At 48.6% G+C, this 17,271-nt stretch carries 23 protein-coding genes and 2 pseudogenes; 13 read left to right on the top strand and 12 right to left on the bottom strand.

Annotated elements, in window-relative coordinates:
• Positions 1-59: 59 nt before the first annotated feature.
• The 4 genes from I1H34_RS25920 (at position 60) to I1H34_RS25905 (ending at position 2,865) form a co-directional block, all read left to right on the top strand.
• Positions 60-1,028 carry a CobW family GTP-binding protein gene (locus I1H34_RS25920; RefSeq protein ID WP_212663716.1) on the top strand — a complete coding sequence of 323 codons (969 nt, stop codon included), beginning with the start codon at positions 60-62 and terminating at the stop codon, positions 1,026-1,028.
• Entirely contained in the window at positions 1,016-2,053 is a 1,038-nt protein-coding gene (locus I1H34_RS25915; protein ID WP_212663715.1) for a WD40 repeat domain-containing protein, read from the top strand. Before I1H34_RS25920 ends, I1H34_RS25915 begins: the two co-directional genes overlap by 13 nt.
• A 23-nt stretch (positions 2,054-2,076) precedes the next feature.
• A complete protein-coding gene (locus tag I1H34_RS25910) occupies positions 2,077-2,337 on the top strand; it encodes a hypothetical protein (protein ID WP_212663714.1) in 261 nt (86 codons plus the stop codon).
• A gap of 213 nt (positions 2,338-2,550) precedes the next feature.
• A complete protein-coding gene (locus I1H34_RS25905) occupies positions 2,551-2,865 on the top strand; it encodes a BufA1 family periplasmic bufferin-type metallophore (RefSeq protein WP_212663713.1) in 315 nt (104 codons plus the stop codon).
• 107 nt (positions 2,866-2,972) lie between these two features.
• On the opposite strand, the gene I1H34_RS25900 is transcribed toward I1H34_RS25905, so the two are convergent.
• Positions 2,973-3,485, bottom strand: a complete 513-nt coding sequence (locus I1H34_RS25900; RefSeq protein WP_212663712.1) for a hypothetical protein — start codon at positions 3,483-3,485, stop codon at positions 2,973-2,975.
• Positions 3,486-3,879: 394 nt separating this feature from the next.
• On the opposite strand from I1H34_RS25900, the gene I1H34_RS25895 reads away from it, so the two are divergent.
• The 3 genes from I1H34_RS25895 (at position 3,880) to I1H34_RS25885 (ending at position 5,870) form a co-directional block, all read left to right on the top strand.
• Positions 3,880-4,185, top strand: coding sequence for a BufA1 family periplasmic bufferin-type metallophore (locus I1H34_RS25895; RefSeq protein ID WP_212663711.1), 306 nt, complete (start codon positions 3,880-3,882; stop codon positions 4,183-4,185).
• 69 nt (positions 4,186-4,254) lie between these two features.
• Complete coding sequence (bufB, locus tag I1H34_RS25890) at positions 4,255-5,085, top strand: MNIO family bufferin maturase (protein ID WP_212663710.1); 831 nt, start codon at positions 4,255-4,257, stop codon at positions 5,083-5,085.
• Complete coding sequence (locus tag I1H34_RS25885; RefSeq protein ID WP_212663709.1) at positions 5,061-5,870, top strand: HvfC/BufC N-terminal domain-containing protein; 810 nt, start codon at positions 5,061-5,063, stop codon at positions 5,868-5,870. The genes bufB and I1H34_RS25885 overlap by 25 nt, the downstream gene beginning before the upstream one ends.
• Before the next feature lie 92 nt (positions 5,871-5,962).
• On the opposite strand, the gene I1H34_RS25880 is transcribed toward I1H34_RS25885, so the two are convergent.
• Positions 5,963-6,256 (bottom strand): hypothetical protein, encoded by a 294-nt coding sequence (locus tag I1H34_RS25880; RefSeq protein ID WP_212663708.1) that lies wholly within the window; start codon positions 6,254-6,256, stop codon positions 5,963-5,965.
• Positions 6,246-6,542, bottom strand: a pseudogene (locus I1H34_RS32985) (BrnT family toxin). The gene I1H34_RS25880 and the pseudogene I1H34_RS32985 overlap by 11 nt, the downstream one beginning before the upstream one ends.
• Between I1H34_RS32985 and I1H34_RS25870 the strand changes: the two are divergent.
• The 3 genes from I1H34_RS25870 to I1H34_RS25860 all read left to right on the top strand — a co-directional run bounded on the left by I1H34_RS25870 (position 6,465) and on the right by I1H34_RS25860 (position 7,946).
• Positions 6,465-6,719 (top strand): hypothetical protein, encoded by a 255-nt coding sequence (locus I1H34_RS25870; RefSeq protein WP_212666464.1) that lies wholly within the window; start codon positions 6,465-6,467, stop codon positions 6,717-6,719. The pseudogene I1H34_RS32985 and the gene I1H34_RS25870 sit on opposite strands and share 78 nt — an antisense overlap.
• A 164-nt stretch (positions 6,720-6,883) precedes the next feature.
• Positions 6,884-7,243 (top strand): ArsR/SmtB family transcription factor, encoded by a 360-nt coding sequence (locus I1H34_RS25865; protein ID WP_212663707.1) that lies wholly within the window; start codon positions 6,884-6,886, stop codon positions 7,241-7,243.
• Positions 7,244-7,328: 85 nt separating this feature from the next.
• A complete protein-coding gene (locus I1H34_RS25860) occupies positions 7,329-7,946 on the top strand; it encodes a cation efflux transmembrane domain-containing protein (protein WP_212663706.1) in 618 nt (205 codons plus the stop codon).
• 53 nt (positions 7,947-7,999) lie between these two features.
• Here the strand turns inward: I1H34_RS25860 and I1H34_RS32350 are convergent, their stop codons facing one another.
• The gene (locus I1H34_RS32350; RefSeq protein WP_249369650.1) at positions 8,000-8,266 is read right to left on the bottom strand and encodes a GTP-binding protein; all 267 of its coding nucleotides are present in this window, start codon (positions 8,264-8,266) and stop codon (positions 8,000-8,002) included.
• Positions 8,267-8,299: 33 nt separating this feature from the next.
• Here I1H34_RS32350 and I1H34_RS32345 point away from each other — a divergent pair, with 33 nt between their 5' ends.
• Positions 8,300-8,461, top strand: coding sequence for a hypothetical protein (locus tag I1H34_RS32345; RefSeq protein WP_249369648.1), 162 nt, complete (start codon positions 8,300-8,302; stop codon positions 8,459-8,461).
• Between the two features lie 4 nt (positions 8,462-8,465).
• Here I1H34_RS32345 and I1H34_RS25850 read toward each other — a convergent pair whose 3' ends face one another.
• The 4 genes and pseudogenes from I1H34_RS25850 to I1H34_RS25835 form a co-directional block, all read right to left on the bottom strand.
• Positions 8,466-9,551 carry an IS630 family transposase gene (locus I1H34_RS25850; protein ID WP_212662243.1) on the bottom strand — a complete coding sequence of 362 codons (1,086 nt, stop codon included), beginning with the start codon at positions 9,549-9,551 and terminating at the stop codon, positions 8,466-8,468.
• 119 nt (positions 9,552-9,670) lie between these two features.
• A pseudogene (locus tag I1H34_RS25845) lies at positions 9,671-10,306 on the bottom strand (CobW family GTP-binding protein); the annotation flags it as partial.
• Between the two features lie 13 nt (positions 10,307-10,319).
• Positions 10,320-10,781, bottom strand: a complete 462-nt coding sequence (locus tag I1H34_RS25840) for a SufE family protein (protein ID WP_249369646.1) — start codon at positions 10,779-10,781, stop codon at positions 10,320-10,322.
• A gap of 51 nt (positions 10,782-10,832) precedes the next feature.
• A complete protein-coding gene (locus I1H34_RS25835; RefSeq protein WP_212663704.1) occupies positions 10,833-12,059 on the bottom strand; it encodes an FAD/NAD(P)-binding protein in 1,227 nt (408 codons plus the stop codon).
• Positions 12,060-12,167: 108 nt separating this feature from the next.
• Here I1H34_RS25835 and I1H34_RS25830 point away from each other — a divergent pair, with 108 nt between their 5' ends.
• A complete protein-coding gene (locus I1H34_RS25830; RefSeq protein ID WP_212663703.1) occupies positions 12,168-13,043 on the top strand; it encodes an alpha/beta fold hydrolase in 876 nt (291 codons plus the stop codon).
• A gap of 40 nt (positions 13,044-13,083) precedes the next feature.
• Here I1H34_RS25830 and I1H34_RS25825 read toward each other — a convergent pair whose 3' ends face one another.
• Positions 13,084-13,308, bottom strand: coding sequence for a hypothetical protein (locus tag I1H34_RS25825; RefSeq protein ID WP_212663702.1), 225 nt, complete (start codon positions 13,306-13,308; stop codon positions 13,084-13,086).
• Between the two features lie 172 nt (positions 13,309-13,480).
• A complete protein-coding gene (locus I1H34_RS25820) occupies positions 13,481-13,888 on the bottom strand; it encodes a hypothetical protein (protein WP_249369644.1) in 408 nt (135 codons plus the stop codon).
• A 167-nt stretch (positions 13,889-14,055) separates the two neighbouring features.
• Between I1H34_RS25820 and I1H34_RS25815 the strand changes: the two genes are divergently transcribed.
• On the top strand, positions 14,056-15,609 hold the full coding sequence (locus I1H34_RS25815; protein WP_249369642.1) for an Ig-like domain-containing domain: 1,554 nt from the start codon (positions 14,056-14,058) through the stop codon (positions 15,607-15,609).
• Positions 15,610-15,908: 299 nt separating this feature from the next.
• Here I1H34_RS25815 and I1H34_RS25810 read toward each other — a convergent pair whose 3' ends face one another.
• Positions 15,909-16,238: a hypothetical protein gene (locus I1H34_RS25810; protein WP_212663700.1), complete on the bottom strand. Its 330-nt coding sequence runs from the start codon at positions 16,236-16,238 to the stop codon at positions 15,909-15,911.
• A gap of 219 nt (positions 16,239-16,457) precedes the next feature.
• Positions 16,458-17,237: a peptidoglycan recognition protein family protein gene (locus I1H34_RS25805; RefSeq protein WP_249369640.1), complete on the bottom strand. Its 780-nt coding sequence runs from the start codon at positions 17,235-17,237 to the stop codon at positions 16,458-16,460.
• Positions 17,238-17,271 lie beyond the last annotated feature (34 nt).

Below are 17,271 nucleotides of genomic sequence, written 5' to 3'. Positions count from 1 at the left end.
TCGAAATATTTGTAGAATGATAATCGTTATCTAAACCATTCTCCGATGAGGCTATCATCATGGTTACCGCTGCAACAGGTACTGTCCCCGTCACCGTTCTAACTGGCTATCTGGGAGCGGGGAAAACAACATTACTCAACCGCATTCTCACCTATGAACATGGCAAAAAAGTGGCCGTGATTGTTAATGAATTTGGTGAGGTGGGCATTGATAATCAGCTGGTGATCGATGCCGATGAAGAAATCTTTGAAATGAACAATGGCTGTATCTGTTGCACCGTAAGGGGCGATCTGATTCGGATTATTGGCAACCTGATGCGACGACGAGATAAGTTCGACCATATGGTGATTGAGACCACAGGGCTAGCGGATCCGGCCCCAGTGATCCAGACCTTCTTTGTGGATGAAGATATGCAAACCCAGCTCAATCTGGATGCAGTGGTGACGGTCGTAGACGCTAAGCATATTCACCAACATTGGGATGCAGATGAAGCCCAGGAGCAAATCGCTTTTGCGGATGTGGTTTTACTCAATAAAACCGATTTAGTCAGTGCAGCCGATTTGGTGGATCTAGAAAATCGAATCCGCTCTATGAATGCCATGGCCAAAATTTACCGCACTCAGGATGCATCGGTGGAGATGGACTCTATTTTGGGGGTGAGTGCCTTTGATCTGGACCGAGCCTTGGAGATCGACCCTGAGTTTTTAGGAGAGGATGCCCATGAACATGACGAAACCGTGGGGTCGGTGGCCTTAACAGAATCGGGGGAAATCGATGGCGAACGACTCAATAGTTGGCTAGGAAATCTGTTGCAAACCAGAGGGCCAGATATTTTTCGCATGAAAGGGATTTTGAATATTGCTGGAGCAGATCAGCGGTTTGTGTTTCAGGGCGTCCACATGCTGTTTGATGGCCGTGCAGATCGCCCTTGGAAAGCCAATGAAACCCGCAAGAATGAGCTGGTGTTTATTGGCCGCAATTTAGATGAAACTCAGTTAAAACAGGAGTTCCAAGCTTGCCTCGTGTAGCTCAGCCTCACCTCGGACGTCAATGGCGTGGGCGTTTAGATGATTACGTGACGGCCATTGCCTGGTCACCCAATAGCCAGCAGGTGGCCGCCTGCGATGGAGCGGGTACGGTTCAGTGCTTGAATCGGATGACCCAGCAAACCTATTGTCTGCAAACGGGTACCGGACAGTCAGTGGATGCCTTGGCTTACTCCGCTGACGGCCATTTTCTGGCAGCAGGGGGGCAAGATGGCCGTGTTTTTATTTGGGAGATGAGCGGAGACCCACCAACCCTAGTTACTTGTCTAGAGAATCCTCGCGCCTGGGTGGATCAACTAGCCTGGCATCCCCGGCGTCAAGAATTGGTGTTTAGTTTGGGGCGCTATGCCCAGGTCTGGGAAGCTGAGACTCAACAAGTCCTGACCACTCTCGCTTTTGAAAGCTCTTCCGTTTTAGATTTAGCCTGGCATCCTCAGCAGGATTGGCTGGCGGTGGGGGGCCATCAAGGGGTCAAAATTTGGCAGGATTGGGACCAAGATCCGGAAATTCGAGAGATTTCAGGATCGAGTCTCTGTGTCTCTTGGTCACCCGACGGGCAATATTTAGCCTCAGGAAATTTAGATCCCACCTTAGTGGTCTGGCCTTCGGATAAAACAACCCCCTGGCGCATGACGGGTTTCCCAGGCAAAGTTCGGCAGTTGGCCTGGTCCGTGGTGGATGCTACTCATCTTCTGTCTGCAGCCAGTGGTAGCTGCGTCACTACCTGGCAACGTGAAGGGGATGGCTGGGAAGCCGAGCTATTGGATGGGCATACGCAGGCAGTCAATGCCATTGCCTTTCAGCCCAATAGCACCCTTTTGGTATCTGCAGCGGCGGATGACTATCTCTGTCTGTGGCAAGGTGGATACAAGCTAATACAAGCGCAAAAAGGCATCAGCGGTTCAGCGCTGGCTTGGAGTCCAGATGGCCAGACCTTAGCCCTAGGGGGTCAGCAAGGAGAATGGCAGCTTTGGACCCAAAGTTCACGGGGGCAAGGATTTCGCTAGTTATTTAGTGGAGAGTATTTCCAATGGATTTGTTTAAAACATCTACGCCTAAAGCGGATCCAGAACAGATTGAACAACTGAAAGCCTGGGTTTATGAAGCCTTTACCATTCCTGCTGATATCCCGGTGTCAATTAGTCAGTTGGCCTGTCATGAGCCTTGTTGCCCACCCATAGAAACGGTGATTGCGATCATGACCCATCCCCCTCAGCAATATAAGCTCCATCGAGCCGCCAGTGAGATTGCCAAGCAAGATATTGATGCACTCTGTGAATCTCTTCGTTAGGGGCTAAGGGTTAGGCATTAGATAAACAATGGAAACAATGGCTTGTCTTAATTCCAATCATTTACCCTGAAGCTACCCTCTGTGGCGCTCCTGATTATATTTGCAGGTCTACATCCGCTAGCCTGAGTTGTTCGTACTATTAATGTGGGCAAATTCTCATGTATTAGATTGTCTACCTCAACGAACTAAATCTCTTGAAGGCTATTTACCATTATGAAAACAACGACCAAAGCCGTTGCCGTTACCACTGCTTTATCCAGTGTGCTTGCCCTTGGTTTAGTTGCGACTCGATCTGACAATGCAGTTGCCGGTAAGCCTGGGTTTGAAAAATGTGCGGGTATCGTCAAGACTGGCCTCAATGACTGTGGCACGAGCAAGCATGACTGCTCTGGTAAAGCGACAGTCGATAATGACCCAGAAGAGTGGATTTATGTGCCTGCTGGAACCTGTGAAAAGATTGTTGGATCAACCTTGAAGGAGGCTGCTCCCCCTGCGGAAGCTGTTGAAGAAGACAAGAAGCAGGGGTAAGTCACTTCACCCTGCAAAGTTGGAGTGCCTGCTTGTCAATAGCAGGCACTTTGCGTTTTGGAGTATTTATGGCTTCAATGACTTCAAGTCAGGGGGCTGAACTGAGATTAGTTGGCACTAAAGGGTAGTGATGAATGGTGCAGATTAATCTTTAAGTTGCCATTGTCGTCTTTAACGTAACCAAGGGTAAACTCCACTTTTATTTCTTCACCATCTGTTTTAGTGAAGAAGTAATTCCCCATTGCTACGGCTGAGTCATCGTCAACGATGATGCCTTCATTTTCCCAACGAACTTTAGTGTAGGGTGCAAGGGCAAATCCCTTGTCTTCTTTCAAATTTTGGCCAATGAAATAAGATAAGGCTTCTTGTTTGGTCCCTCGAAATTGATCCTCAGATGCTAAGGTCGGTTTGAACAAAACAGAACCCATATCAAACCCATAAAACTTATCAATATGGGCGATGGCTGCTTGTTTAGGATCTTCAGCTTTGCCTATTTCTACAATGCCATTTCCCCATGCGTCTTGTGCTGCTTCAACTTCTTCAGTGGTGATGTCGGAAGCGTAAGCGCTCGTAGCAAGAAGGGTACTAGCTAATGCGAGAGTTAATGCTTGTTTCTTCACTTTTATCTCCAAATAAATAAAAAAACAAAGCCTGTGCCGATTTTTTTAGACAGACTTTAAATATATGAACGTAACCAATTTTATAAGATTTAAGGAAAATTTTATATTTAACCTATGGTGTCATCGGCAGGAAAACAGATTTTTATTCTTAAACCCGTTGTCGTAGCTGCTGACGGTAAGGTTGCGATGGCCGTTGCTTTCTGTCCGCAGGACATAGGCTGGTCGGAGACTATTGCAATTCTCCAAATTCTCCATAGGCAATGCACTTAGGTGCAAACGACGACAAAATCGAAAACTCTACATCCAAAGGAAGGATTGGCTCGTATTCTAAATGGGAGCAGCAGCCAGCCTACTCTGCTCAACGAATGCAAACTGCTAAAGGAAATTCACCATCATGAAAACGACGACCAAAGCCATTGCTGTTACCACCGCTTTATCAGGTGTGCTTGCCCTCGGCCTAGTGGCAACGCGATCGGATGATGCAGTCGCCGGTAAGCCCGGTTTTGAAAAATGTGCCGGTATCGTCAAGACTGGCCTCAATGACTGTGGCACGAGCAAGCATGACTGCTCTGGTAAAGCGACAGTCGATAATGACCCAGAAGAGTGGATTTATGTGCCTGCTGGAACCTGTGAAAAGATTGTTGGATCAACCTTGAAAGAGGCTGCACCTCCTGCTGAAGAAGGCAAGGAGAAGGGTTAAGTTAATTGACCCAACGAAGTTTGAGTGCCTGCTGTGAATCGGCAGGCACCCTTACGTTTTGGAGTATTTATGGGTGCTATGACAACGATTCAAGGAGTTGGGATTGGGTTGCGATCGCAACACTACAACCACATCCTTACTCATCAACCCGCCATACCCTGGCTAGAAGCCCTCTCCGACAATTATTTGGGGGGTGGTTTGCCTTTGTATCACCTCGAACAAATTCGAGCACAGTATCCGATCACCCTCCATGGCGTCAGTCTGTCCCTGGGGTCAGCAGATCCCCTCAATATGGACTATTTGACCCAGCTCAAACAGCTTGCGGATCGGATTGAGCCAGTTCATGTCTCTGATCATTTGGCCTGGGTGTCCGTCAACGGCCATTATTTCAATGACTTAGCGCCGTTACCCTACACTGAATCGGTTCTCCATTACGTTGCCGATCGGATTTCGCAGGTGCAGGACTTCCTCGGTCGCCAGATTCTGATTGAAAATCTATCGCCCTATCTCCAGTTTCGCCACAATAGCTTGACTGAATGGCAGTTTCTGGCCGCCCTCTTAGTCGAAGCCGATTGTCATCTGCTCTTAGATATCAACAATGTCTACGTCAATGCCACGAATCATGGCTTTGACCCCTTGGACTATCTGGATGCACTTCCCGTAGATCGCATCAAAGAGATCCATCTGGCGGGTTACGAAGAGCAGGACCACTTTTTATTCGATACCCACGGCTACCCGGTACAGCCTGGGGTTTGGACGCTTTATCAGCAGGCCCTTCAGCGGTTTGGTCCTGTGCCAACGCTGATTGAGTGGGATACAGATATTCCTAGCTTTGATGTTTTGATGGCCGAAGCCCAGCAAGCCGATACCTACCTATGTCAACACCACCCCCAGAACTAAGGGAGTTACAGCAGTTGTTTTACGATGCGATCGCAACACAAAACGCCGACAGCATCCAGCAGCTCCAACCCCAGATGCGCAGCACAGAACACCTCTCCTTTGAACGGGGTTTATCAGCCTATCAAGGAAGCTTAGTTGGCAAACTCAGTCGGGCTCTAGAAGAGATTTATCCTGTCTGTTGTCGATTGGTGGGTGTCCAGTTTTTCACCGCCATGGCTCGGCAATATATCCGCCGACATCCCTCCCAATCCCCTGACCTCGGAGATTATGGGGAACAGCTCCCTGTCTTTATAGCCCAGTTTGAACCGGCAGCATCGTTACCCTACCTATCTGATGTGGCTCGTTTAGAGTGGCATTGGCACTGCATCTTTAACAGTACAGACCAACCGGGTTTAGATTTGGCCGCCTTGGGTCAAGTGCCATCTGACCGTTGGCCTGAACTGGTGCTCCAGCTTCCCGACAATAGTGTGTTAATGACCTCCCCCTATCCCGTTCACCGAATTTGGCAAGTGAATCAGGCCGATGCCTCTAGTACCGAGACCATCGATCTGAACGAGGGCGATGTGAATCTGTTTCTCTGGCGAGACCAGTATGAAACCCGGATTGACTTACCCAGTGCTGCTGAGTGGCAGCTCCTACAAGCCTTTGCTTCCGGTGACCCATTTGGAGAGATTTGCGTCCAGCTTGAGGACAACCCAGATATTGACGTCACCGCTCTGCTCCCTCTCTGGGTTCAGCGAGGATGGGTTACAGGATTTACCCTCGGCTTGGACGAATCGCGTTAACGTTCGCACTCACCGGACACAGATAACCTTTGCAACTAGCCGCTGACTAGTTTCGGGTGCAGCGTAGTTGTTCTACCGTTGGCACAAGAACGTCAATCAGATGTAGCATGAGCGACTTCACCTAATGCTTCCTCAATTACCGCATCGCTCACACCGCGACGCTTCAAACTTTTCACCAATGTGGTCACTGTCTCACTTTCAAGCCGCTCTAAATCAACTCGCAACCCTTGACCAACATAGGCGCGAATCAGAGGCTGATAGCCTGAAAATCCCAATAATGGTGCAACTCTCTTCAGGTCTTCTATGACATCTTCAGGCATCCGAATGGTCACACTGGTCATAGGACGGTTGCGATCGAGGCGCTTCTTTAGGGCTTCAATTTTCATAGTCGGCTCTCTCCTGGTGAGTTGCTTTGCGTGCTGAGATAATTCGTATACCTTTTGCTTCTTGCTCGATGTGGACGACATACAGCAGATTCCATCGAGTATCTAGCCCAATTACAGCATCTCGCGCTTCATCATTACGACTTGCATCAACAAGCACAAGGAAGGGGTCAAAAAAAGCCTCAGCCGCTTATTGAAAGGTAATGCCATCGTGATTGAGTGGATTGATTCGCGCTTTTTCATCATTCCAAGAAAAGGTAATGCCATGCAGGACAAAGTACACGTTCATATTCTTCATTATTACGCAGAACGTATGTACGATGTAAATACGATTTTAATGGCAGTCGGCTATTCTCCTGTAGTTCACCGTGTTCAGAAGACCCAATCTGGGAATCTTAAGCTTGCAAAGCCTTGTGCTATAAACGGCGTGCACCAGATACTAGATGTGCCAATTTTGAAGCTCTAGGCGACGGTTCGGACAATGCTGGCCTTGGTTAATGCAGGGACAATGCGATTGCAATCTGCGATCTCAACTCTTAAGAAGACACTAGGCTGAGACATTGAGTGAGCTTCCATCACAAAGAACCGTTAGAATCAAGGTGTATGTAAGGTTTTGCCCCCCTCAGAGCTGTGACCAAGCCCAAGGATATTTGCCAAGTCCGTTGTTTTAATGAGGACTTGGTTACCCAAGCGAATGAAGCACTACCGGGAGAAGATCTACTGGTGGAGGCTCAAGTGTTGTTCAGTGCCTTAGCTGATCGGTCCCGGTTAAAGATTTTGTGTGCCCTGAGCAGGGGGACAGAACTCTGTGTTTGTGATGTGGCATCTTTGCTAGAAATGAAGATCGCAACAGCGTCCCATCATCTACGAAAGCTACGAGATCTTAAAATTCTTAAGTATCGAAATGATGGCAAATTAGCTTACTACTCCCTCAAGGATCAGCGCGTCGCCGAAATTCTTCATCATGCACTGAATCAACTGGTTGAATAAGTCATTCTAATGTTGGCTTGAATGTTTGATTTGGGTGCAGTAACATTCTAATACTGCTTTGAATGTTAGAACGTGGAGAGTTGCTATGAGCGATCATTGCTGCCAAGCCAAAGCCAAGGCATTGTCAAAGTTGAGAAAGCAGCAGGCAAAAGTGCTTTGGATCGTTCTGCTGATCAATCTATTGATGTTTTTCGTTGAATTTGGAGCGGGGATTCGGGCAGAGTCCCTCTCCCTCACAGGAGATTCCTTGGATATGCTCGGGGATGCATTGGTCTATGCCAGCAGTCTGTATGTCCTTAACAAAAGTATTAAAGCCCAGGCCGGAGCCGCTTTTTTCAAGGGTCTAATTATGTTCCTGTTGGCGATTGGTGTCTTTGCCAGGGCAAGCTATCAACTGTTTAACGGCGCGAGTCCAGCAGCTTCAACGATGGGCATCGTGGGTATGGTGGCCTTGTTAGCCAATTTGCTCTGTCTCTTACTCCTGACCCGGCATCGGCAAGATAACCTGAATATGTCTTCCGTGTGGTTATGCTCTCGCAACGACATTATCGCCAATACCTCCGTCTTAGCCGCCGCCGGATTAGTCTCGCTGACCCGTTCTATCCTGCCGGATTTAGCGGTGGGTTTGCTGCTAACGGTCGTTTTTACCCAGTCAGCTGCAAAAGTCTTGTCGCAAGCTTGGCGACAGATGCAACAAGCCTAATCGCCGTATTCACTGCGTCATAGAATCCGGGCAAGTTTGGGCGAAGTCAGGGCCTAGGGGGCCAAACAATTTTTTAGCAGTTGCTGTAGCTGTGCTGTGTCAATATTGCGGCCAATAAAGACCAACTGATTTTTCGGGGCATCAGGCCACTGATCGGTATCCATCGTATATCGCTTGCCACTGAGCTGAAAAATATAGCGGGATGTATTTTTTTCAAACCACATGAAGCCTTTTGCTCTGAAAACTTCTTCCGGTAGCTGATCGGTGACGAAATCCTGCATTTTTTCTAAGATAAAGGGCCGATCGCTTTCAAAGACCATCGATGAGAAGCCATCTACGGTGAGGTGATCTGAATGGTGGTGGTCATGATCGTGATCGCCATGATGGTGGTGGTGATGATCATGATCGTCATGGTGATGATGCGCCTCCTGCTCTGCAAAGGCTTTGGCTTCCGCTTCATAAGCCTTTGGATCAAAGAGGGCTGTATCTATAGATCTACAGATAAAGATCCGTGATTAGCTAGGCAGCTTGTGTACCCAAGGTTTTGCAATATTTGCCCATTAAGACAGTAATTTCATTGGGAGTCTGACTAAAGTACAGTAGCCCCTCATCGACCTGCTGAACTAAGTCATCAAATTGCTTGAAGAACCGTAGGTGTGTGCTGCGTTTTTTGAGTTTCTTCCACAAGAATTCAATTGGGTTGAAGTCAGGAGAATATGTGGGTAATTGGAAAGGAGTAAGGCGAGCGGATTGCTGGTCAAAGAACTGCTTAGTTGCTTTACTGGTGTGATATCTAGCCCCGTCCTGAATGAGAATAATATGCTTGTGAGTCTGCTGGAGTACTTGAGTTAGAAAAGCAGTATACCCTTCAGAATTGAAGCGTCCCGTCTGACCTTGATAGAAGAACTGACCAGAATGATAATCAATTAATCCAAACACCTTGTAAGCCTTCCGTTTACCACTGGTGGGCAATGTTGGCTGGTCTCCACGAAGACTCCAGGTGTAGCTTAACGACCCCCACTGCGCAAAACTGGCCTCATCCCCAAATAAAATTAGGGCATCTTTGGCTGCTGATAAACGCAAAATCTCAGGCCATTTGTGTGTCATCCATTCTTGTCGCTTGGCTTCATTGAGATGAGCTGCAACAAACCGTGCTCTTTGAAATGAAAAGCCTAAGTTCCTCAGTAGAGTACTCACATAATGGGGATGATAGGAAACATTGAAGCGTTTCGCAATCAGGTCTTGAACCATTAATGCACTCCAACAACCACACTCGTATCCAGCTTTGAGCGGACCTGCTTTAATCCATGACTTGAGCTGTTGTCGTTGCCGTGGAGTGAGTTTGCTGCGACGTCCTTGAGACGCTTTGTATCTAAAGCTAGCGATACCTCGTTTTAGAAATGCATGCAGATAATCCCTGATCGTTTGTTCGCCTAGTGCCAATGTTTCAGCTACCTGTGCCACTGAACCACCTTGACCAAGCTGCAATAAAGCACTAATACGTTTGACCAGACGTAAATTCTGACTCCCGTATGCCTGGCGCAGTTTAGCTTCAATCTTTTTGCGTGTTGATTGGGTAAAGCGCAGTTTGAATTGTGCGAGCATACTGGATGACCTCTGATAATCTTGAAATCCTTGCCAGAGCTAAGAGTATCAGGAGCTAGTTACTATATTTAATGAAGATGTAGTGTCGCTAAAACCACGGATGCTTTTCTGAAGATCTATAGAATCAACGGGAGGGGGACTTGGCCCTGTTGCGATCGCAATAACCGTGCCCCCCATTTGTGATCGCGAATCCAATGCTCTAGTTCCTCAACCTTTTGATCGGTTGCCAGATCGGTTTTGTTGAGAACGACAATATCGCCAAAGGTGATTTGATTCAGGGCTGCCTCACTCTGAAAACATTCCGGGGTAAAGGTTTCTGAATCCACCAAAGTGATGATCGAATCTAGCTGGGTGACGTCCCGCAGTTGGGAGCCAACGAAGGTGAGAATAATCGGCAGCGGATCAGCTACGCCCGTAGTTTCGATGACGACATGATCAATTTTTTCTTCTTGTTCGAGGACGGAATAGACCGCCTCTACCAAGTCGTCATTGATGGTGCAGCAGATGCAGCCATTGGTCAGCTGAACCATATTTTCATCAATGGTAGTCAACAACTGACTGTCAATATCGATATCTCCAAATTCATTGACCAGTACAGCGACCTTCAGATCTTGGCAGGTATTGAGAATATGGTTGAGAAGTGTGGTTTTACCACTTCCCAGAAACCCCGTGATAATCGTAACCGGCATGCCTTTTTTAGGCAGTGTTATATCGAGGGATTGGGATGTTTGAACGCTTGCAGATAAATTAGTCAACGGTATCCTCCAATTACTGTGTGTGGAAAGGGTCTGAAGATGATGACGATGCAGATGAGAGGGTGAGAGCCAGTCGCTGCAAGGTGGTGAAGATGTTATAAAACCCATTGGCTCGAGACGGCGTCAAGCTCACATTGAGTCCTGTTTGTTGGATAAAATCAGGCGTGACCCGAGCGATTTGTTCTGGGGAGAGCCCATCCAACCCTTTAATTAACAATCCCACTAACCCTTTAGTCATTTGGGCATCAGAGTCACCCTGGAAATGAACGATGCCATCCTCCAAAGTTGCTGTGACATAGACCTGGGACACACAGCCCACCACTTTATTGGCAGGCTGCTTATCCGCCTCTGGAAAGGGAGGGAGTTGTTTGGCAAACCATAGTAAATACTCATACCGACGCTTGGTATCCGTAATGCTCTGGAAGCGCTGGACAATTTTGGCAAGGGCAGGAGGTAGGGATAGATCAGTAGACATAATGGAGGACTGTGAAAAGGCGACATCAACCATAAGAATAAGCGGAGATGATTATCTGGGGGAATGAATCACAGTCCGGGCCAGACTGGCTTTGGTTAATGCTGGGACAATGCGATCGCAGGCCATTCTGCCGCCGTGCAAATTCCGGGCGACGGGACCCACTTGTAATGCAGCCCATGGCCCCATCAAAAACAGGTCACATCCTGGCCAGCGCAAATGCTCATCTAGCACCGGCAAGCCGTTAACAATCTGATTGGGATAGCGTGCCAATACTTCTCCCATTAGGGGATGAGTCGTGATATCCGTGGCGGTGCCCGTGGCTAACCAGATTCGATTAATCCGCTGATGGGCCAGACAATCATGAGTGCTAGCCACATTACACTGCACCTGCCAGGTTTCATGTTGCCAAAGGGCACGAGACACCTGGCACTGTTCATACAAGCTGACTTGGTCTGACTGGGACAGCCGCCGTAACTGGGTCAGCAATTCGGGGGCGATGGATCCACCATTGCGGGCTGCTTGAATCATTTGCCACCGCACCTGCCAATCGGGTTCGACCTGAAACCCCTTCAGATACTTGGGCCCCAACCATCCTGGTTCTGCATCAAATATTTTTTCATTGAGGTTCCGTCGGGCCATCATCAAGACTTTGGCTCCGCGCTTAATTGCCCCCAAGGCCAAATGGGCGCTGGTCTGACCACTGCCAATAATCAGAACTGTCTCACCGCTCAGATCCGGCAAATCGGGCAGATTAATGTCCTGGCTATGGCACAACCGTCCGGGTGGATGTGGATTCACCTCGGCAGTCCAGTCAGGTATCTGGGCAGCTCCCCCACCCGTTGCCAACACCACTCGCCGCGCTACAACCTGCTCCCCCGTATCGAGCTGAAGTTGAAAGCCACTAGTCAATGGCGCCAGCTGAACCACCTGGGCGGCGGTCACCTGCTTGCGCAACTGCCATCGATCAATGACGGTTTCACAGAAATCCTGAAACAGTTTTGTCCCAGGGCGATTGTAAGGGTAATACAACTCCTCCTGGCGATGGTCCGCAAAGTTGAAAAGGGTTTCCTTTGTATCGGGGTGATGGACACCAGGCGATCGCAAATAAGGAATTTCCTGAGCTGCAAATTGTTGCCGCCACTGGACCATCCAGGTGCCGCTGGGGTCAAAGATCTGGAGGCGATTCCTGAGAGCAGGCTTTTTCTGCAGTAAGTGGGTGACTAGCGTCAGCGCCTGGGGACCTGCCCCAATAATGGCAATATCAATCTGATGGTTCACAAATAATGAGAAGGATGAGGTTTGGTATTGTGATAATGATTATCATTTTATAATATGCGTTCCAAGACTGACCAGCCCATAAAATCTTGATCGGCGATGGAGGATTGGATGTCATCAGCACATCTTCAACAGCACACCTACACCTGGCAATGGCAGAATTACACCCTAAAGGTTGCCACTGAAACCTTCGGCTCCGGTCCCTCTGTATTACTATTGCCAGCCTTGAGTACGGTTTCCACTCGAGCAGAACTGTCAACCTTGGCTCAGGCTTTAGCGCCTTACTTTCAAGTTACGCTTCTAGACTGGCCGGGGTTCGGCGATTCCGACCGTCCTTCACTCCCGTACCAGCCAGATGTCTATCGTCAATTTCTGCGGGCATTTGTTCGGGACACCTTGCCGCAAGAGGTGGCTGTTGTGGCGGCAGGCCATGCTGCTGGGTATGCGCTTGACCTCCAATCTTGGTCGCGCATGGTATTAATTGCACCTACCTGGCGCGGTCCACTGGCGGTGATGGGTGCGCCAGTGGCACTGCGTCGGGGGATTCGCCAGCTCGTGCGCTCACCTGTGATCGGCCCAGCACTATATGGGCTGAATACTCGTCCTGGGTTTTTGAAATGGATGTATCGTCGCCATGTCTTTGTCGATGAAACCCAGTTGACGGATGAATATATTTCCCAACGTTATCAAAATGCTCAGAAACCGGGTGCTCGGTATGCACCGGTAGCCTTTGTTACAGGTGGCTTAGATCCAGTGGATGAGCGAGAAGAATTCTTGGCTGGCTTGTCTCGACAAGCTGAGCCAGTGATGGTGATCGTGGCGGAACAAGCCCCACCTGGCTCTAAAGCTGAAATGAAAGCGATGACCGAATTACCGAATGTCCAGGCTGCTTACTTACCCGGAAGCTTAGGCATGGCAGAAGAGTTTGGCGATGCAATTGCACCAGCGATCCTCCCCTTTTTACAGGGAAACACTGCACCAATCTAATGGGTGACTCTAGGAAAACTAAAGTCTAATATAGCTGGATTTACAGCCCTGTTTCGATAGGCGCTCTTTGGCAGATGGCACAACCACAACCCGTGGCATCCTCTATGGAATCGCTTTGGGAGATTGCTGCAGTGGGAAAACTCTGCTCAGCCTCGATCTGATCTTGGAGATTGGTAGTTGCCGAGGCAGGCTGGGGCAGCGCTAAAGCCAGCAACAGAGAGCCTGAGCACCCTAATGTAGTCAGAATGTTTTTTTGATCGATCATTCCTGAAGCCTTGTGATGGAGGTTTAATCCAGTATAGCCAGTATGTAAACGGCATAACCCTGGTGCGCTTGCTATTCCAAAGAGAGTTGGCAGGCATCCGCTCAGGTTTTAATCAGTATGCCCCAGGGATGGCATGGCTTTTCAGCCTTGGATATCCAAACTAGCGAGTGGTTTAGGAGATCCAGCCCCAAGCGGACTGTTTGAGCAAAGGATGGGTTGCTTGCTTTTGAGCTTCAGGTTCTTGGATCTCATACAAAATCTTGATCACCCGATCAGCATTGGGATTCGTTCCTAAGCGATCGGCAATATTCAGCATTCCCTCGCCCACAATCGTATTGGCTTCATCCACATTGGTGATGCCTTCTAACCGTTGATAAACAGCCGTAAATTCTTCTCGCAGAATGGCTGCATCCGCAGAATCGGGCAACCGCTCAATCATGGCTGCAAGGTCAGCTCGCACCTGAGTGGCACTGACTTGAGGTTGAACCTGCATGACTTTGGCTTCTGGGGAATCAATTAAGGGAACCGCTGTAGCAGGTGGCGCTTCAGGCCCCGGCGATATCAACGTCATAATTGGCATGGCATAGCATCCAACACACATAATCTATCCCCTTAATCCAGTGATAATAAGTGTACTCATGGGTCTTCACTACAGACGGCAGATATATCCCAAAAGTTGCCCCTAGCTTATCAGAAACATCAGGTCATTGCTGTTGCCTCCCTTGCAGAAGCGTAGATGTCAATGTTATGACATACCCTAGTCTGGCAAAGCCTTCTGGCCAAAACCAGTCCGTAGAGATAGGGATGGAGAAACCTATGGCAGGTGAGGATAATTTGAAACAGCCGTTGATGGGGTTAGCCGTTTGGTCCAAATCGCATCCCTTAGATCGAGTGGCGATTGTAGCTATCCTGTTGTTGAGCCTGTTGATTGGAGGAATTATCTGGAGCGGAGACCATACTTTTCCCAAGGTCCGAGGGTTTAGCTGGCAAGATCAGCAGATTGGGGTAGAAGATACGGCTTTTATTCTCTCCTTTAATCGAGCGATGGATTGGCAATCGGTCACTGATAATCTGAAGATTCAGCCCTCCATTCCTGGCAAACTCAGCTGGTCTGGCCGTCGATTAGCCTATACTCTCAACCAGCCTGCTCCTTACGGTCAATCGTTTCAAGTGACCCTCGACCAAGCGACAGATGCGACTCCCGGCTCTGCAGAGGAGTCGGTAAAAATGCAGCCCTTTACGGGGCAGTTTCGGAGCCGAGATCGCGCCTTGATGTATCTCGGGATTGATGGCGAAGAAAATGGTCGACTGGTGCTGCATAATCTCACCCAAAATACCCATCAGATCCTAACGCCAGCGACTTTGACCGTGCAGGATTTTAAGGCGGATCTTAAACGCGATCGCATTTTGTTTACCGCTGTCGAGCGCGATGAATCGAACCAAGATTTATTTGAGCAAAAGCTATATACCGTCCCTTTATCATCCCCGGCAGCTCAACCGAGCTATCAACTCCTATTGGAAAATCAAGACTATCAACTCCTAGATTTTGAGATCACTCCCAATGGAGAAGTGCTCATCGTTCAGCAGTTTAGCCGCCAAGAAAATGAACCCGTTAGCCTTTGGGAATTAACCGACTCAGCCCCCCCTCGTCAGCTTCAACATAATGCAGATGGTCAATTTTTAATTACGCCAGATGGCCAAACCTTGGTTATTTCTCAGAATCAAGGCGTTGCGATGGTGCCACTCTATGGGGATGCCAACAGCAAACCCGTTGATTTTTGGCCCAAGTTTGACCAAATTTTAAGTTTTGCCAGAGATGGTTCTGCAGCCCTCATGGCCCAAAACAATCCCGACTCCACTCGTTCGCTTTATCTATTATCCAATCAGGGCCAAGAACAAAAATTACTCACGGTAGGAGGGTATCTCTTGGATGCAGAGATTAATCCCAGTACGCAAACCGTCTATTGTCTATACACGACCTTCAATCAGAGCCAAACGGCCAGCTTTGATCTACACATCACCGCTATTGATTTAGACACGGGCAAAAAACAGCGCTTGATCACTATCCCCAAACAGTCGAGCGGTAGCCTTAGCCTGGCCCCGGATGGTTCGGCATTGCTTTATGAAGAAGTGACGGTTACAGATAAACCCAGTCAGAGTGTTGTTCGAGATACTGTGGGCCAAACGGTCAGCGATAGTTCTGTATGGTTATATCCCTTGCCGCTAGAGAACACGGTGTCCTCAAGGGATGGCAAACCGCAGAAACTACTCTCAGGTATTCACCCCCTCTGGTTACCGTAAGTAGAGCAACTTATCTTGAGCAACCTCTAACCCCATCTCTTAGCCCCCTGAGTTGCGGTGGGCGTTCTACAGAATGTACTTGCTGCTGCCCTTTCATAGATGGCTACAAAGTTTCCAAAAATAAACCTGTGTCATTTCCATCAGAATAAAAGCCTACGACTAAGGAGTATTCCCCTTAGCCGTAAGGGATCTGTTGGAGAAAAACGAAAGGCTGATACGGAGAAAAGAGCTGATGATAGGGGGGTAAAATCAGCTCCAGTATGTGGTGAATACTTCCGTATCAGCTTGGATCAATTGGCCTAATTCGCAATATGGGCTGCACCATTCGGTCCGCGCTGAACTACTTGCAGGTTGCCAGAAGATTGAGCAGCGACTGGGCTGGTCTCGATTTTAGAAATCTGAGGAGCACCATTAGGCCCTTTCTTACTCACCTCTGGCACGGAAGTCGCGGGGGTGTTGGGCTGGACCTGAGCATCTTGAGGAATGCGGTCTACTTTGACTGGGTGGGAAGCGCCATTGGGACCGCGAGTGACGGTAATGGTTTCAGCTAGAGCTGAGGAAGCTACACCAACACTGAGAACGGTAAAGCTTGTGACGACTGAAAAAGCGACTTGATGAATGCGTGTCATGTTTGTTCTCCAACTTCAATGTCTTCAATGTACGAGGAGTACCTGAAGCTGGAATGATGGCGATCTGGGTGAGTCCCTGTAATTTGCTGAATGGTGGATAAAGGAACAATGAGAATTCTGAGAGGACAACAGAATCCTCAGCTGACACTGATGTCAGCTAAACAATAGAAAGCCTCTGTATGGTCCTGGTAGAGGCGTTTCTAGTTTTTTAATCATGCTCTAGCGATCTTCTAGACCCGGTATGGGTGGCTCTGCTTCCACAAAAGCCGGAGCATTTGGACTGACTGATTTTGCCTGATTGATTTGGCTAAACCGTTGGACCAGGCTTGTAAAGTAGCGATTATTAAAACTTCGAGGATCTCGACGACTGCCGGAGCGATCGACCCCTTTGTGAGTGGTAACCCGAGATGTAGGAATCTGACTATTCGCCACCAGATAGGCCAGGGATTTGTATTGGGCTTGGGTATAGCCGCTATGACGGTTGCCATTATGTCGGCCATCGGGCGGGGATTCTAGGGAAATGTGATAGGCAAAATTATTGACCGACGCGGAATAGATCTTATGGGTTTTGACGCTTTCGGGGCCGTTGGGGCCTCTAAATGTAGAATTTCCTGCACCAAATGCTCGATTCTCCCTAGAAACGAGATGCACAATCGTGCCATTGCGAATGACTAAGTCATGGTAGCTCGCTTGCTCGGATTCATTGTAATGGGGCGTCTGAAAGAAGCGGATGGTAGAGGCTCCTGAACTGACCGTTTCGTGGAGGACCACAATAGGCTGATTATTCACGGGCCGCCCATAAATATCCTTGGGGTACCGTTTGCCAAAATTGGTCTTATGGGCGGGCCGCCAGACCGTTACGGGTCGGAAGTTGGCTAACTCCGAGTGAACGGTTTGACTATTAACGGCATTGACATGAAGGGCAAGAATGCAGAAAAAGGCGCCAATAAATAAGACTAGACCTTTAAGGAGAGAGGATTTCGACGTGAACCTACGCATAGTGGGGGTGGGAGAGGAGGAAACGATAATTTTG

The sequence above is a fragment of the Acaryochloris marina S15 genome (genome assembly GCF_018336915.1).
Lineage (GTDB): Bacteria > Cyanobacteriota > Cyanobacteriia > Thermosynechococcales > Thermosynechococcaceae > Acaryochloris > Acaryochloris marina_A.
Note: the sequence above shows the minus strand (reverse complement) of the source record. Positions and strands in the feature narration are given on the sequence as shown.